This is a genomic window from Pseudoalteromonas sp. SR41-8 (assembly GCF_014163915.1).
Classification (GTDB): domain Bacteria; phylum Pseudomonadota; class Gammaproteobacteria; order Enterobacterales; family Alteromonadaceae; genus Pseudoalteromonas; species Pseudoalteromonas rhizosphaerae.
In genome coordinates this window covers 14,999-31,782 of record NZ_JACJEE010000033.1, presented here as the reverse complement: position 1 = coordinate 31,782, position 16,784 = coordinate 14,999, and the positions used below count along the sequence as shown (strand labels likewise).

Below are 16,784 nucleotides of genomic sequence, written 5' to 3'. Positions count from 1 at the left end.
GTGCGTCAGCAAGCTTAACGCCTACGGTGTTAAAGTTTACTTTGATGTTTAATTAATTACTTGTAGGCGAGTGGCTTGCCACCGCGTTTCAAAATGTGGTGTGGTGTTTGTGCGTCAGCAAGCTTAACGCCTACGGTGTTAAAGTTTACTTTGATGTGTAATTAATCACTTGTAGGCGAGTGGCTTGCCACCGCGTTTTAAATGTGGCTCGGTGTTGGTGCGTCAGCAAGCTCAACGCCTACGGTGTTAAATTTTACTTTGATATGTAATTTATTACTTGTAGGCGAGTGGCTTGCCACCGCGTTTTAAATGTGGCTCGGTGTTGGTGCGTCAGCAAGCTCAACGCCTACGGTGTTAAAGTTTATCTCGGTGTTAAAGTTTACTTTGGTGTCTAATTAATCACTTGTAGGCGAGTGGCTTGCCACCGCGTTTTTAAAATGTAGCTCGGTGTTTGTGCGTCAGCAAGCTTAACGCCTACGGGTGTTAAATTGTACTTTGGTGTTTAATTAATTACTTGTAGGCGAGTGGCTTGCCACCGCGTTTTTAAAATGTAGCTCGGTGTTTGTGCGTCAGCAAGCTCAACGCCTACGGTGTTAAATTTTATTTGATGTTTAATTAATTACTGGTAGGCGAGTGGCTTGCCACCGCGATATTCAATATTGTTTCGGTGTTTATGCGTCAGCAAGCTTAACGCCTACGGGTGTTAAATTTTACTTTGATGTCTAATTAATTACTTGTAGGCGAGTGGCTTGCCACCGCATTTTAAATGTGGAACGGTGTTTGTGCGTCAGCAAGCTTAACGCCTACGGGAGTTAAGTTGTACTTTGATGTTTAATTAATTACTGGTAGGCGAGTGGCTTGCCACCGCATTTTTAATGTGGCGTGGTGTTTGTGCGTCAGCAAGCTTAACGCCTACGGGTGTTAAATTTTACTTTGATGTGTAATTTATTACTTGTAGGCGAGTGGCTTGCCACCGCGAAAGGTTAAAAAAAGGTACTGGATGCTAGGGAAGTGACTAGGTGCTAGGCTAGAACCTATCCCCTAAAACCTAGCTCCGATAGCTAGATCTGGCGGTTGAAACTGGTAAACTCAGCTTTATTAAACGTTAAAGCTGATTAAAAATGAAAAAACATCATCTAAGTTTAGTCGTCCTCGCGGGTGGCTTGGGTACTCGCTTTGGTGGCAATAAACAAATCGCTGAGATTGCTGGGTTGGGTTGTACCATTATGGAGTTGAGTATTGCTGATGCTGTTGCCGCAGGAGTAACTCAGGTTGTATTAGTGATCAATCAGGCTGTGCGCAGCGAGATTGAGCAAGTGATTTTACCGCGCTTACCAATGGGGATTGATGTTGTGTTGGTTGAACAACGCATTGATTTAGTGCCAGAACAATTCCAATTACTTGCACAACAGCGAAGTAAGCCTTGGGGCACCGGGCATGCTTTATTATGCGCTAAAGATCATGTTCATAACCCCGCGATCGTCATCACAGCCGATGATTATTATGGCGCGTCGTCATTTTTATTACTCGCTGAACATTTTAAAAACCTGACTAGTTGGGCTATGGTGGGTTACCCAATTATTGATACTTTGTCAGATCAAGGAGGGGTGAATAGAGGCGTATGCCAAGTTAAAAATAACCAATTAATTGATGTTGTTGAGTATTTAAATATTCAGCACGAGAACGGTCAAATAATGGGTGACAATCCGCAGGGGCTCCGTGAGAAAATTGCCGTGGATGCGTTGGCATCAATGAGTTTTTGGGCAATTACGCCAACATTTTTTGACTGCCTAGAAGCAGGCTTTGACGAGTTTCTGCAAAAGTATGACAACGGTGTCAGAATGGAGTATTATTTACCCGATCAAGTTCAACAAGCGATCACATCTAATCAACAAATAGTTACCATATATACCGCAAAAGAGTCGTGGTATGGAGTGACTTATAAATCAGAATTACAGGATGTTACAGGTAAATTATATGAATTACGTCACGGATGAACTAGCCCCGATCTTGCCTTTTCCAGGGCACAACAATAGCGAAGTAAGTATGAAGTCAAATTCCATTGCGGTTTACTTGTCTGAGAGTTTTGGTCTTGGTAGTGAAAAAATCAGCATGAAGCCAATTGGTAGTGGTCACATAAATAGCACTATGCTATTAACTGCACCAAAAAAATCATTAGTTGTTCAAAAACTAAATACCGAGGTTTTTCCTGAACCAGATATGTTAGTTAAAAATGCTCGTTTAATTGAACGTCATTTAACTAAAAAACGTCAATTAGGCGAGTATGATTTAGCAATCATCCGCCATGTTCCTACAGTTGAAAATAACTATTTAGTTGATTGTGATAACGGTGTTTGGCGCGCACTCGAATTTATTGGCGGCAGTTATAGTGAAGATGTAGTTTTAAATACTTCACAAGCGCAAACTGCAGCCAATGCATTTGGTCAATTTGCTGTTGCTTTAGAAGATTTTGATGCCAAGCAACTACATCATGTTATTCCTGATTTTCATAATTTAGCGATGCGCGCTGAAAAGCTCAAAGCTGTGGTTGCAAAAGATCCACAGCAGCGCTTAGCCAGCTGCCAAGCTGACGTTGATTTTTGTTTCGCGCAATTTGGCTTAATTGATGAGCTTAAAGCATTGACGGGCATTGTACCGGTTCGACCATGTCATAATGATACTAAAATTAATAATATGCTGTTTTGTAATACATCAAATGATGCCAAAGCAGTGATTGATTTAGACACCTGTATGCCTGGTTATTGGTTGTATGATTTTGGTGATATGGTGCGTACTTTTTGCTCTCCTGAACAAGAAGATTCAACGGATTTAGCTAATGTATGTGTGCGTGAAGAGATTTTTGCAGCGGTAGTCAAAGGTTATGTAGAGCCTTTGAAAGACTTGATTACCGAACAAGAAAAACAAAGCTTTTGGTTAGGCACCAAAGTAATGACCTTTATGATTGGCCTACGTTTTTTAACGGATTACATTGACGGTGATCATTATTTTTCAATCAAGCATGCTAACCATAACTTAGAACGTGCGCAAAATCAGTTTGCTTTATATCGTGATATTCTCGCAAAAAAAACCACGCTTAAAGCTATTTTAAGAGATGTGTGATTTTTTCAGTTAAAGGGCTAGGTTGTAGGTTTTAGGGGGAAGTGAAATATCTTCTCACTAACACTCATTCACTTCTCTTTGTGCAAAAATGGTTTTCGTAGGAGCCGGCTTTAGCCGCGAACGAAAGATTTAAAAGATTCATTCACAAATAGTTTAAGAGGCGCGTTTAAAATTGCGCGAGGTAAACTCCTGCCTACGGTTGGCATTGGTGCTTGGGTTGTCGTAGGCGCGGCTTATAAAATTCATGGCTAAAGCCATTTCCTACATCGTCGATTGAGATTGGTTAAATACCAAGAGTTAAGGTTAATTCTAACCCCTTATTTTCCTATGCTATCCATCCCCATCTGCTTTACCTCCCAAGCTGTTTTAGGTAAGTTAAAACTAGATTAGTTCTAGGATAATAATAATGAAGCAGTTTAATCGTCGAGATTTTTTAAAAGCCGCGAGTGCTACGGCAGCGGCTAGTGTGATTTCAGGATGTGCCACGGGTACTCAAAGTGGCGTTATTACTCCCCCAGCGCAAGGGCGCTCTGTAATTGGTCTTGTCGCGCCAAAAATGGATGTAGTACGGGTTGGGTTTATAGGCTTAGGGCAGCGTGGTTTTGGCCACGTAAAGCGTATGAGTCATATTGCTGGTACAGAAATTAAAGCAATATGTGATACCCATGACGAAGTATTACAGCGTTCAGCTAACTACCTCACTGACAAAGGGTTGACTAAGCCTGCACTTTATACTGGTGCTGATAATGCCTATCAAGCAATGCTTAATCGCGATGATATTGATATTGTGATTATTTCTACGCCATGGTCATGGCATGCACCGATGGCAATCGATACCATGAATAGCGGCAAGCATGCTTTTGTTGAAGTGCCATTAGCATTGACGGTTGAAGAAATGTGGCAACTAGTTGATACCGCTGAGCGCACGCAAAAGAACTGTATGATGATGGAAAATGTCAACTATGGTCGTGATGAGTTAATGGTATTGAATATGGTTCGCCAAGGCGTGTTTGGTGAGCTGCTACATGGTGAGGCGGCGTATATTCATGAATTACGTTGGCAAATGAAAGAAGTGGAGCATAAAACTGGTTCTTGGCGTACCGCTTGGCATGCAAAACGAAACGGTAATTTGTATCCAACGCACGGTTTAGGCCCTGTGTCACAATATATGAATATTAATCGCGGCGATCGGTTTGATTTTTTAACCTCGATGAGTTCACCTGCACTGGGCCGTAGCGCCTATGCAAAGAAAGAATTTCCAGCCGATCATCAACGTAATCAGCTTAATTATATTGCTGGCGATATGAATACCACGCTTATCAAAACAGTAAAAGGGCGCAGTATTATGGTTCAACATGATACCACTACGCCACGGCCGTACTCGCGCCATAATTTAATTCAAGGCACTAACGGTGTGTTTGCTGGTTTTCCAAATCGTATTGCGCTGGAAGATGGTGGTTCGAAGAGCTTCCATGAGTGGGATTACGAAATGGCTGATTGGTATAAAAAATACGACCACCCACTGTGGACCAAAATGGGCGAAGAGGCAGAGCGTAACGGCGGCCATGGCGGCATGGACTTCTTAATGTTTTGGCGGATGATTTATTGTTTACGTAATGGCGAGGCGCTTGATCAAGATGTTTACGACGGCGCGGCTTGGTCTGTTATATCGCCGCTATCGGCACAGTCAGTTAGTAATCGTAGTGCGTCAATTGATATTCCAGATTTTACCCGCGGGGCATGGCAAAGTGCCAAACCGCTAGGAATAGTTGGTTAAATGCTAAGAGCTGCGCGAGGCAAACTCGCGCATATTGTATTTGCGTCAGCAAGCTCAACGCCTACGGGTGTTAAATTTTATCTCGGTGTTAAATTTACTTTGATGTTTAATTAATTACCTGTAGGCGAGTGGCTTGCTACCGCGTTTTGAAATGTGCTCTGGTGTTTTTGCGTCAGCAAGCTCAACGCCTACGGGTGTTAACGTTTATCTCGGTGTTAAATTTACTTTGATGTTTATTACTTACTTGTAGGCGAGTGGCTTGCCACCGCATTTTGAAATGTGGTGTGGTGTTTTTGCGTCAGCAAGCTTAACGCCTACGGTGCTAAAGTTTATCTCGGTGTTAAATTTACTTTGATGTTTAATTAATTACCTGTAGGCGAGTGGCTTGCCACCGCGTTTTAAATGTGGCGTGGTGTTGGTGCGTCAGCAAGCTTAATGCTTACAGGGTTTTAATTTGCTGCGAGGGAGGCGTTACTGCTTACTAAACGGTAACTGCCTATAAATAGCGGGTGTTTCTACCCAGACTGAATATAGGCAATTCATTACTACACTAAATGTAGTTTAGCGCATGATACTTTCTTTAAGATATTGAAATAGCTCTTTATAGCCTTTAGCTGGCTTTTCAATTTTTACTTCTTTTGCCGCATTACGCACCAATTGACGTAACTTTTGACGATCAATAGTCGGGTATTGCTCAATGGTTTGATTGACTAAATCATCACCTTGGGCAATTAAATCATCGCGTAATTGCTCAATCTTTTTAATCATCACTTCGGCTTGATTATTTTTATTCAGCATAATGTCGATAATAGCGTTGATCTCTTCGATATTCTCAACGGTACGTAAAGTTTTTGCGATGTAATTTAAGTGACGACGATATGCATCACTTTTGTTACTGATTTTGTCTGCAACAACCATTGCCGCTTTTAAATCGTCATTTAAGGGTAAGCGCTCGCGCTGTTTTTTCCCCATTTTGGCAATTTCAGCACCTAACTGATGAAACTCTTGCGCTTCGCGCTTGAGCTCACTTTTTGATATATAGATAATTTCTTCTTCAATTTCAGCAGGCTTGCCTTTTTTCTTCGCCATGGGGTACTCATATGATAACGTTAACTGCAGTCATTATACCCAAACCACCTCAAGATGCGAGTTTCAGTTGGAGTTAAAAGCGATTTAGGCAAGGCATTGATTGCAAGTAATAGTGGTTCTATTGTTAAAATCAATAACGCAGTATAAATCGCTTTTAAACCAACCCGTTGGGCGTTTCACAGGCACTTACTCTCATCGTTGTTACTTCTTAAAAGGGATTGCCATTCTTGCAAAGTAACGCCTTGATATTAAGCCCCTGTGAAACGCTGAATTCTGTATCTTGAGGTGGCTTGGGTATATACGTGATTCTTTTAATGATTAATATTAGCTGATGCAATGCAGTGAGTGTGTTAGCATTTAAGTATTATGATTGCGCATGCAAAACGCTCCAAGCTCAGGACTAAAAATATGAAAAGCCAACAGCAAGATCCTATTTATACTCAAATTTCTCAAATAAAAGATGCCGTTGCAGAGGTTTTAGAACACGCGAAAAAACTCGGTGCTACTGGCGCTGAAGCGGCGATGTCGAGCACCTCAGGTTTATCAGTTAGTACCCGCATGGGTGAAGTCGAGACCATTGAATTTAACCAAGATGGTGGGCTGGGGATCAGTGTGTACGTTGGTAATCACAAAGGCTCTGCGTCAACAGCTGATTTAAACCCAAAAACACTGCGTACAGTGGTAGAGAAAGCCATTGATATCGCCAAGTTTACTTCAGATGATCCACATAATGGCGTAGCCGATAAAGACCTACTTGAATTTGCTCCGCTTGATTTGGATTTATACCACCCGTGGGATGTCAGCCCTGAGCAGGGCATTGAATTGTGTCATGCTGCAGAGCAAGCGGCGCTAAATGCCGATGCACGTATTGTTAATTCAGATGGCGCCAGTTTTTCATCGCATCAAGGTTTACGTGTGTATGGTAATAGCCATGGTCTTATTACAGGTTACCCGCGTACTCGCCACAGCATTAGTACTATGGTGATTGGTAAAGATGGTGAGCAAATGCAGCGGGATTCAGCTTATACCGTAGCGCGAGACCAAGCTGGTTTGAAAGATGCTGCGGCAGTAGGTTTAGAGGCTGCGAGTGAAACTCTTGCTAAGCTCAATAGCAAAAAATTAGGTACCATGAAAGTCCCAGTTGTTTTTCGTGCAGATATCGCTAATTCATTGTTTGGTCACTTGGTGTCTGCAATAGGTGGTGGTGCGCTGTATCGTAAATCGAGCTTTTTGTTGGATAGCCTTGGCACGCAAGTATTTAATAAGTGCGTTAATATTTCAGAGCGCCCGCATATTTTAAAAGGTTTAGCGTCTTCACCATTCGATAGTGAAGGGGTAAAAACTATCGACCGTGAAATCATTCAAGGTGGTGATCTGCAAACTTACTTATTAGCGAGCTACGCAGCCCGAAAAATGAATATGACACCTACCGGTCATGCTGGTGGTATTCATAACTGGTTAGTAGAACAAACTCATGCTGACTTAGCTGCGTTGTTAAAAACGATGGGCACTGGTTTATTGGTCACTGAATTAATGGGCCAAGGCGTTAATACCGTAACCGGTGATTACTCGCGTGGTGCTGCCGGTTTTTGGGTTGAGAATGGCGAAATACAATATCCTGTAAGCGAAATTACCATCGCTGGTAAACTGCAAGATATGTTTAAAGGCATCAGCGGTATAGGTGGTGACATAGAGCGTCGTGGTGGAATTCAAACCGGTTCGGTATTGATTGAACAAATGCAGATTGCGGGAAGTTAGGTTAAAGCTTTAAGTCTTAAGCTATAAGTTTTAATTTGCGTAGGCGCGGCATTATACCGCGCTGTTTTATTTAGACGTTAGATGGAGCTAGTCTCTGCCTTTAGCCTTTAACCTAGTACCTTTCAATTATTAAATCTTTTATAAAAAACACTTTACCTCAACGTTGCTTGAGGTTTTATTGTGGCTTTAATTACTTAAATAAAGGAATTTAATTATGTATTTAGAGCATGTAAATTTGGTAGTCGATGATGTTGAAGCTATGCTGCACTTTTATAAGGCGGCTTTTCCGTACTGGTCTATAAGAAGTCAAGGCGAAGGGGAGTGGTACGGTAAACCACGAAAATGGTTACACTTTGGCGATGATTTTCAGTATTTAGCATTGAGTGATCATGGTGAACAACATAACCGTGACTTAACCGGACATCAAGTTGGCTTAGCGCACTTTGCTTATGTTACGAATAATATTGCTGCAGTAATTTCGCGTTTAGAAAGCGCTGGTTACAGTATTGATAAGCCAGGTGCGGTAAATCCCTTTCGTAAAAATGTGTATTTTATTGACCCCGCAGGGTTTGAAATAGAGTTTGTTGAATATTTAAGTGACATTCCTAGTGAGCGTAATAATGATTTATAACATTAGTTTCGCGTCAGCAAGCTTAACGCCTACGGGTGTTAACGTTAATCTCAGTGTTTAATTACTCACTTGTAGGCGAGTGGTTTGCCACCGCGTTTTGAAATGTACTCTGGTGTTTGTGCGCCAGCAAGCTCAACGCCTACGGGTTTTAACGTTTATCTCGGTGTTAAATTACTTGTAGGCGAGTGGCTTGCCACCGCGTTTTGAAATGTGCCCTGGTGTTTGTGCGCCAGCAAGCTCAACGCCTACGGGTTTTAACGTTTATCTCGGTGTTAAATTACTTGTAGGCGAGTGGCTTGCCACCGCGATATTCAATATTATTTCGGTGTTTTTGCGTTAGCAAGCTTAACGCCTACGGGTGTTAACGTTAATCTCAGTGTTTAATTACTCACTGTAGGCGAGTGGGTTGCCACCGCGTTTCAAAATGTGGCGTGGTGTTTTCGCGTCAGCAAGCTTAACGCCTACGGGTGTTAACGTTAATCTCAGTGTTTAATTACTCACTGTAGGCGAGTGGCTTGCCACCGCGATATTCAATATTGTTTCGGTGTTTTTGCGTCAGCAAGCTTAACGCCTACGGATGTTAAGCTTTAACTGTGTTTTATCCATTAATGTTTATTGATATCTTGCCAACTGGTTTTAAGGCTGTTGGCGAATGAGACAAACTTTTCTTTAATGGTGCGCTTAATTTTAATTTCCACAGAGCCCAGAATAACTTTTCCTTCGATAGTAATGGTTGGCCCTTGGTGTTTATTCAGTGACACTGATTTGTTTTCAACACTACCAATAATACTGAACAGTTTTGATACAACATTGACGTGTTCTGGCACATAAATTTCATCATTGCCTAGTAAGCAATTGACATGGATGGTGATATTTTGATGCTGAAATATGGCGTCAGTGAAATCAAGTTCAATAGATCCAAGTAAGTTCGTCAGGTGGATTTCTTTTGGTACTACCCATTGCCCACTGCGCTCGTTTGATCCTAAGATACTTCGCAAGTGCAATGTTTCATCGCTGCTTTTATTACTATAGTTTGGGCTAAACTGCGCACGTTTTTCCCACTGGTAATTACTATCGGTTGTTAGTTCTAGGTCACTTACCAAATCAATTAAGCTTTGGTTATCTTTCGCAGCCATTGCCTGATCTAATCGACGTTCAAAAGCATCAGCTGAAATAACAGCATGACTGTAGTTATATATTAATTGATCAATAACTTGTTCACGCACTTGCTCAATTGGGCGATCTTCTAATTTTACAGTCATGATGTATTCCTTATAAGTGATGCTGTTGGTGTATTTTACGATTGCTCGGTACTGCAATAGTTAAAGCAAAGCTTAGGCCATTTATTAATTAGCTTAGTAATCAATAATTTAAATTTATTTTCGTTAGGTGCGCTTGTTATATTAACGACAGATTAACGAATAATGCTATTAAATGGTTAATTTTGCAACGACCAGAATAAATTACCGAGCAGTCTGTAAATAATTACCAAGACTAAAGCTAGTACTATATAAAAATAGATGTAAGCGATTGATTTTAATTGTTTTAAAAGTTGGCTTGATGTTCGCATTAATCATATTGTCTTTAATCAAAAGGAGAAAGATTATGAAAACATTTAACAAATCTATTATTGCAGCGTTAGTTCTTGGTACAACCGCTATGGGGGCTCAAGCAAATAGCTGGGAAAATGAAAGTAAAGATGCTTGGATTGATGGTAAGGCAGAAACGGTTCTGTTAATGAACACTAACTTAAACAACTTTGACATTAACACTGATGTAAAAAATGGCAAGGTTGTACTAACTGGTAAAGTTGAAAGTGAGCTTGATAAAGAGTTAGCGGAAGAGCTTATCTTAAGTCTAGATGGTGTAACTGATGTGGATAACGAGCTAACGGTCGTTAAAAACACGGATACAAAAAGCAAGAAGATGAAATCAGATAGCACAGAAAGTGATTTAACGGATGCTAAAATTACTACCGTTATTACAACACGCTATTTGTTTAACTCTGAAGTAGGCGGTACGGATATTGACGTAGATACCGATAAAGGTGTGGTAACGCTAAATGGTACTGTTGGTTCGGATGCTGAAAAACAGCTAGCGGTGAAAATTGCTAAGAATGCTGAAGATGTTCGCGATGTAGTTGATAACTTAACTATTGTAGCTGAATAATCTATAAGCCACGAATGCCCAGTTATGCTGGGCTTTCTTATACAAATTTCAGGGAGTGAGAGTCATGGATTTAATACGAATTATATTTTCAGTGCTTATTCCACCACTTGGTGTATTTTTACAAGTTGGTTTAGGTGCTCAATTTTGGATTAATATTTTGTTAACATTACTAGGGTATATTCCTGGTCTAATACATGCAATTTATATAATCGCACGTCGTTAGAGTCACAGTGTTAAATATAACAAGGATGAACAGCCAATAGATGGCAAGGAGTAACATTATGGATAACGTATTAAGGAAAAACCAACAAGGGATCGTAAAAAGCGCAAAGCCACTTTGGACGGCACAACAATGGAAGGAGCTAATGAATAGCGCATCAAGGAGCGAAGTAAAAGCAGCAAGGAATGGGCTTTAAATATCAGAGTATATAAATATCAAATACTAGAAGGATTTTGCTAGGATGTTATATATCAAAATTATAAGTGCATGTTGTTATTTTCATTAAGAACATCCACTTATAACCTTCCCCAAGAATGTTTAACCTCTCATTTTATTATAGTCATAGACTGGTCAATCACCGCGTTTTGAAATGTGCCCTGGTGTGTTTGCGTCAGCAAGCTCAACGCCTACGGGTGTTAACGTTAATCTCAGTGTTTAATTAATTACTTGTAGGCGAGTGGCTTGCCGCCGCGTTTTGAAATGTGCTCTGGTGTTTGTGCGTCAGCAAGCTTAACGCCTAGAGGTGTTAACGTTTATCTCGGTGTTAAATTTACTTTGATGTTTATTACTTACTTGTAGGCGAGTGGCTTGCCACCGCGTTTTAAATGTGGCTCCGTGTTGATGCGACAGCAAGCTCAACGCCTACGGTGTTAAGGTTCATCTCGGTGTTAAATCACTTATAGGCGAGTGGCTTGCCACCGCGTTTTAAATGTGGCTCGGAGTTTGTGCGTCAGCAAGCTTAACGCCTACGGGTGTTAAATTTTTGGGTTTATCGTAGGCGGGGCTTTATGCCGCGCGGTTGATAACATTCATGGCTAAAGCCATTGCCTAAGTTGGCGGGTGAGGTTGATGTAACGCTAAGAGATGCGCGAGGTAAACTCGCGCCTACGATGGGTCAATTTTTTAACCTTGAACCTACCACCTTTAACTAATTTTTAACTACACCAACAACCATGTCGCAGTGCCTAGGAAGGCGAATATCCCTACAATATCGGTTACGGTTGTCAGTACCACGCTGCCAGCTAATGCAGGATCAATTTTCATTTTTTTCAATAGCAGCGGAATACTGGCACCGGCGATACCTGCGGCTACTAAGTTCATAAACATGGCAAAGGCGAGTACGCCGCCAAGCTTAAAGTCCCATTGCCAAATAGCAACAACACCGGCAATTAAAATAGACCAAACAATCCCGTTTATTGCGCCGATTGCAAGCTCTTTGATCAGTAAAAAGCGTTGGTTAGTTTGGTTGATATGACCCACTGCAATACCACGTATTACGAGTGTTAATGTTTGGCTGCCCGCAACACCACCCATGGATGGCACTATACCGTTGAGTACTGCTAGAATAGGTAAAATTGCTAAAGTGTTTTCAAAGAAGCTTGCCACAATCGCAGCAAGTAGCGCGGTTAACAAGTTAACGCCAAGCCAAATTGAGCGCTTTTTCGAACTTTTTAACACCGGAGCAAAGGTATCTTCTTCATCATCAAGACCGGCTAGGCTTAATAAGCTATGCTCGGCGTCTTCACGGATAACGTCAACGATATCATCGATGGTGATACGGCCAAGTAGATGGTCATTATCATCAACCACTGGGGCTGATATCCAGTTATGACGTTCAAACAGTTGTGCTACATCGGTTTCATCCATCGAAATGAGGATAGATTCACAATCTTCATCCATTAAGTCGCGAATGATTTTATCTGGCGAGTTAGTCAACAAGGTCGTTAACGACATGGCACCTATAAAGCAGTTATGTTTATCAACAACATAAAGATCATCGGTACCTTCTGGTAGCTCACCACGTAAACGTAAGTAGCGCAGTACTACGTCGATAGTGACATCAGGGCGGATGGTCACTGTATCGGTGTTCATCAGCGCGCCAGCAGAGCGCTCTTGATAAGAGAGTGCTTGAGTTGCACGTTCTCGATCTTGGCTGTCCATGGCACTAACAACGTCTTTGTAGACGGTATCAGGTAGGCTACGTAGTACTTCCCCTAGATCATCGTGACTCATGTCCTCAGTTGCCGCAGCGATGTGCTTCGGCTCCATTTGGGCAATGATCCCTAAACGAACATCTTCTGATAGTTCTTCAAGTACGTCACCTTGTACATCTGGATCAACCAGTTGCCATAATAAGGTACGAATCTTATGCGGGGATGACTCGAGTAATAATGCGGTGTCACACGGAGCTGTTTTTGCCAACATACGCCTTACTTGAACAAATTGACCACTGTTAAGTGACTTGGTCACTTGTTTTAGTTGTTGTAGTGGGTAATCTTGTTCAAAAGCTTCTGGCATTGGCGTCCTTAAAAAATTAATACACTTGATAGGTAGGGTAACTGTTGTTGATAATTAACGCGCTTGGTCTGTTTAATTAACGACTTTATTCAGTTTAACGCAATTTAGTGGTACTGACTACGAGCTATTCTTGTTCGTTAAAGCGTTGTGCGATCAACTCACCAATTGCTGCAAGAGCAGGTTCAGCGTCCGGGCCCTCACATACAACTTTAACTTCTTTGCCTTGGCTACTTTCTAATAGCATTAAGCCCAGTACGCTATCGCCTGCGGCTTGTTTGTCATCTTGATGAAGTGTGATGCTGGCATCAAACTGCACAGCTAATTGCGCTAATACGCTGGCTGCGCGAGCATGTAAACCGAGTTTGTTTTTTATTAAAAATGTATCTTCTAAGCGCATCAACATTCCTTACTGTAAACGTGAGTTGTTATTCTTGTTCACGATGGCGAATTTTCACATTACTGTGGCTCATCGAGAAGCTTTCACCTATAGTTTGCGCTAGATAAACTGAGCGATGTTGACCACCGGTGCAACCAATAGCAATTGTTAAGTAACTGCGGTTATTACGTTCTAAGTGCGGTAACCAAGTTTGTACAAAGGTTTGGATCTGCCAAGTGAATTTTTGCACGATACTGTGACTGGCTAAATAATCTTTTACTGGTTGATCCAGGCCTGTGAGCGGTTTTAACTCAGGCTCCCAGTGTGGATTAGGTAAAAAACGTGCATCAAATACATAATCGGCTTCTTTTGGAATACCATGCTTAAAACCAAATGATTCAAAGGTGATGATTAGTTTTTTATCTTTTTTCCCTAAAATCTTTTCACGGATTGACTCAGCAAGCTGGTGGACACTGAGATCTGTGGTATCAAGCATGAAATCAGCACGAGTAGTTAATACATCAAGCAACACTTTTTCTTGCTTGATGGCTAAATCCAGTGGCAAAGAATCCAAAGATAATGGGTGTAAGCGGCGGGTTTCAGAAAAGCGTTTGATCAGGGTTTGATCATCACTGTCTAAATAAAATAGCGTCGGATTTGCAAAACCAGGCAAGTATTCAAGAATGTCGTTAAATTCTTCCTGCTCTTTCGGTAAATTACGAACATCGATACTGACGGCAATTTTGTCGTAATTATCAGAGACACTGCGTACTAATGACGGTAATAAGTTAACTGGAATATTATCTACACAATAATAGCCAAGATCTTCTACTACACGTAAAGCAACAGATTTACCTGAGCCAGAACGCCCACTGATGATGATTAACTCCATGTAAATTCTCCTTCATTTAATACCAATTTTATTAAAAACATGCTCATTCTTGCTTGTTAAATAACCCACTAACTTTGTTTAAAATTATTTATATAGAACAACTATATCTCATAATTTCCACCTTGTTCTAGAGCTATTTTCCTGTTGCAATAATTACTCTCTAATTCAATACAATTGGTATGACTACGATTGAGCTGCAATTACATGATACAAATCTTGGTCTGTTTTTGCGCTACGTAGTTGTTTACAAAAATCTTTGTTATTGAGTTTATCAGCAATTGTGGCTAACGTCTTCAAATGAAGTTGGCTGTCACCATCTGGTACGATGAGGGCTACAAATATATCAACTGGGCGATTATCAATCGCATCAAAATCAACCGGTGATTCACTCACTAAAATTATTGCTAGCGGGTTTTCAACACCACTCATACGGCCATGAGGGATAGCAATACCACGACCAATACCGGTACTACCTAGTTTCTCTCTCGATAGTAGTGCGTTGAGGATTTCTTGTTGTGATAGCTGAGGGAGCTGTTCATGAGCCAATTGGCTTATAAATTCAATGATCCGTTTTTTGCTATTAAAAAGGACCGCAGCTTTACTGCAGTCCTGACAAATAAGTGAGCTTAATTTCATAGTGTTAGTGTCGAGCGTGCTTCTCTTTGTGTTTAATTACTTGACGATCAAGTTTATCGATTAGTCCGTCAATAGCTGCATACATGTCTTGGTGCTCAGTCGAGGCAAATAATTCAGCGCCACTGACATGTAATGTGGCCTCTGCTTTTTGGCTTAGTTTTTCTACATCAAGAATAACATGGACATTATTGATATGATCAAAATGCCTTTCAAGCTTGGCAAACTTATTGTTTACATAGTCTCTTAATGAATCAGTAATTTCTACGTGACGACCAGTTAAATTTAGTTGCATAAGCATTTTCCTCTTGTGATTTTACGCCTTAAATCAAACTTTTACGTTGATTTGACGGTGGAATAGCCAGCGACTCGCGGTATTTTGCAATAGTCCGTCTAGCTACTTTGATACCTTGCTCTGCCAATATATCTGCAATCTTACTATCACTCAATGGTTTCGCTGAGTTTTCTGCACTGATCAATTTTCTGATCAATGCTCGAATAGCTGTCGAAGAGCATTCGCCGCCGTTCTCAGTGCTTACATGACTTGAGAAAAAATACTTTAACTCAAAAATACCACGGGGGGTATGCATGTACTTTTGTGTCGTTACGCGAGATATTGTTGATTCGTGCATCTCAACCATTTCAGCAACGTCGTTTAGTACCATAGGTCGCATTGCTTCAGGGCCATGCTCAAAGAATCCCTGCTGTTGTTTTACAATGCAGTTAGTTACTTTGAGTAACGTCTCGTTACGACTTTCTAGGCTTTTAATAAACCATTTAGCTTCTTGCAAATGCGAACGTATAAATTGGCTGTCAGTGCTTGATTTTACTGAGCGTGACATTGCCGCATATTGGCTGTTCACTCTAATTTTTGGCATGCTGTCTGGATTAAGTTCAACCACCCAGCGACCTTTAATTTTTTTCACCGAAACATCAGGTATAACATACTCTGATTCTTCGCGTACTATAGTATCCGCAGGCTTTGGATTAAGGCTGTGGATCAATGTCATTACTTCTTTCAGCTCATCTTCTTTAAGCTTAGTCTTTTTCATCAAAGTGCGATAGTCACGACTAGCTAATAAATCGATATGATCAGTTAAAATCATTTTAGTCTCGCTAATCCAAGGAGTTGCAGGATCAAATTGATTTAATTGAATACATAAACATTCTTGTAGGCTGCGCGCAGCAATACCAACAGGGTCAAATAACTGAATGCGTTTTAACACTGCTTGCACTTCGTCTAGTTCGATTTCTTCTTCGTTATTACCTTGATTTAAGCTCTCTGCGATGTCTTCGCAGCTCAAGGTTAAAATACCTGAATCGTCAACAGCTTCAACAATCGCAATGGCAATAGCTTCATCGGTTGGACTAAAAGGTGTGAGCTGTAATTGCCACATCAGATATTCGTGCAGGGTTTCAGTTGAAGCACCTTGATAAATTGACTCATCTTCAGGCATTGGGCCGGATGACGTATTTGGCGCAGCACTCATGTATTCGTCCCAGGTGACGTCCATAGCCATTTCGTCACTTAAAGTCTCTTTACTTAATGCTTCGCTACTTTCTTGTTCATATTCGCTGGGCTTGTCGTCTGCTGATGCACTAACAGTTAAGTCATCGTTGTCTTGTTTTTGTTCGTTTTTACCAGCCGTGTCGTCTGAATATTCATGCTCTTCTAGCTCTAACAATGGATTGCTGTCGAGTGCTTCTTGAATTTCTTGCTGGAGATCCAATGTACTGAGTTGCAATAAGCGAATTGCTTGTTGCAGCTGTGGTGTCATTGTAAGTTGCTGGCCCATGCGCAGCTGGAGTGATTGCCTCATG

The 16,784-nt window shown here is 41.1% G+C and carries 16 protein-coding genes; 8 read left to right on the top strand and 8 right to left on the bottom strand.

What is annotated here, in order from left to right; translation table 11 throughout:
* The first annotated feature begins 1,121 nt into the window (after positions 1–1,121).
* The 3 genes from H5162_RS17690 to H5162_RS17680 all read left to right on the top strand — a co-directional run bounded on the left by H5162_RS17690 (position 1,122) and on the right by H5162_RS17680 (position 4,897).
* Positions 1,122–1,997 carry an NTP transferase domain-containing protein gene (locus tag H5162_RS17690; protein ID WP_182779156.1) on the top strand — a complete coding sequence of 292 codons (876 nt, stop codon included), beginning with the start codon at positions 1,122–1,124 and terminating at the stop codon, positions 1,995–1,997.
* 49 nt (positions 1,998–2,046) lie between these two features.
* Positions 2,047–3,120 (top strand): phosphotransferase enzyme family protein, encoded by a 1,074-nt coding sequence (locus H5162_RS17685; RefSeq protein WP_149980682.1) that lies wholly within the window; start codon positions 2,047–2,049, stop codon positions 3,118–3,120.
* A 406-nt stretch (positions 3,121–3,526) separates the two neighbouring features.
* A complete protein-coding gene (locus H5162_RS17680; protein WP_182719612.1) occupies positions 3,527–4,897 on the top strand; it encodes a Gfo/Idh/MocA family protein in 1,371 nt (456 codons plus the stop codon).
* A 561-nt stretch (positions 4,898–5,458) separates the two neighbouring features.
* Here the strand turns inward: H5162_RS17680 and yjgA are convergent.
* Positions 5,459–5,986 carry a ribosome biogenesis factor YjgA gene (gene yjgA / locus H5162_RS17675; RefSeq protein ID WP_145236713.1) on the bottom strand — a complete coding sequence of 176 codons (528 nt, stop codon included), beginning with the start codon at positions 5,984–5,986 and terminating at the stop codon, positions 5,459–5,461.
* A 408-nt stretch (positions 5,987–6,394) separates the two neighbouring features.
* On the opposite strand from yjgA, the gene pmbA reads away from it, so the two are divergent.
* A complete protein-coding gene (gene pmbA, locus H5162_RS17670) occupies positions 6,395–7,744 on the top strand; it encodes a metalloprotease PmbA (RefSeq protein WP_145236716.1) in 1,350 nt (449 codons plus the stop codon).
* A gap of 214 nt (positions 7,745–7,958) precedes the next feature.
* Positions 7,959–8,375, top strand: coding sequence for a VOC family protein (locus H5162_RS17665; RefSeq protein ID WP_145236719.1), 417 nt, complete (start codon positions 7,959–7,961; stop codon positions 8,373–8,375).
* A 605-nt stretch (positions 8,376–8,980) separates the two neighbouring features.
* Here H5162_RS17665 and H5162_RS17660 read toward each other — a convergent pair.
* Positions 8,981–9,637 (bottom strand): LiaF domain-containing protein, encoded by a 657-nt coding sequence (locus tag H5162_RS17660; protein WP_145236722.1) that lies wholly within the window; start codon positions 9,635–9,637, stop codon positions 8,981–8,983.
* Between the two features lie 343 nt (positions 9,638–9,980).
* Between H5162_RS17660 and H5162_RS17655 the strand changes: the two genes are divergently transcribed.
* The 3 genes from H5162_RS17655 to H5162_RS21435 all read left to right on the top strand — a co-directional run bounded on the left by H5162_RS17655 (position 9,981) and on the right by H5162_RS21435 (position 10,960).
* Positions 9,981–10,544 (top strand): BON domain-containing protein, encoded by a 564-nt coding sequence (locus H5162_RS17655; protein WP_145236725.1) that lies wholly within the window; start codon positions 9,981–9,983, stop codon positions 10,542–10,544.
* A gap of 64 nt (positions 10,545–10,608) precedes the next feature.
* The gene (locus H5162_RS17650) at positions 10,609–10,767 is read left to right on the top strand and encodes a YqaE/Pmp3 family membrane protein (protein ID WP_064667813.1); all 159 of its coding nucleotides are present in this window, start codon (positions 10,609–10,611) and stop codon (positions 10,765–10,767) included.
* Positions 10,768–10,825: 58 nt separating this feature from the next.
* Entirely contained in the window at positions 10,826–10,960 is a 135-nt protein-coding gene (locus tag H5162_RS21435; RefSeq protein ID WP_259397404.1) for a hypothetical protein, read from the top strand.
* Positions 10,961–11,703: 743 nt separating this feature from the next.
* On the opposite strand, the gene mgtE is transcribed toward H5162_RS21435, so the two are convergent.
* The 6 genes from mgtE to H5162_RS17620 form a co-directional block, all read right to left on the bottom strand.
* Positions 11,704–13,062 (bottom strand): magnesium transporter, encoded by a 1,359-nt coding sequence (gene mgtE, locus H5162_RS17645; RefSeq protein ID WP_145236729.1) that lies wholly within the window; start codon positions 13,060–13,062, stop codon positions 11,704–11,706.
* 124 nt (positions 13,063–13,186) lie between these two features.
* The gene (locus H5162_RS17640; RefSeq protein WP_064667815.1) at positions 13,187–13,459 is read right to left on the bottom strand and encodes an HPr family phosphocarrier protein; all 273 of its coding nucleotides are present in this window, start codon (positions 13,457–13,459) and stop codon (positions 13,187–13,189) included.
* Between the two features lie 28 nt (positions 13,460–13,487).
* The gene (gene rapZ, locus H5162_RS17635; protein ID WP_145236732.1) at positions 13,488–14,330 is read right to left on the bottom strand and encodes an RNase adapter RapZ; all 843 of its coding nucleotides are present in this window, start codon (positions 14,328–14,330) and stop codon (positions 13,488–13,490) included.
* A 183-nt stretch (positions 14,331–14,513) separates the two neighbouring features.
* Positions 14,514–14,966, bottom strand: a complete 453-nt coding sequence (gene ptsN / locus H5162_RS17630) for a PTS IIA-like nitrogen regulatory protein PtsN (protein WP_145236736.1) — start codon at positions 14,964–14,966, stop codon at positions 14,514–14,516.
* A gap of 4 nt (positions 14,967–14,970) precedes the next feature.
* A complete protein-coding gene (hpf, locus tag H5162_RS17625; protein ID WP_145236739.1) occupies positions 14,971–15,258 on the bottom strand; it encodes a ribosome hibernation promoting factor in 288 nt (95 codons plus the stop codon).
* A 28-nt stretch (positions 15,259–15,286) separates the two neighbouring features.
* On the bottom strand, positions 15,287–16,783 hold the full coding sequence (locus tag H5162_RS17620; protein WP_145236743.1) for an RNA polymerase factor sigma-54: 1,497 nt from the start codon (positions 16,781–16,783) through the stop codon (positions 15,287–15,289).
* Position 16,784 lies beyond the last annotated feature (1 nt).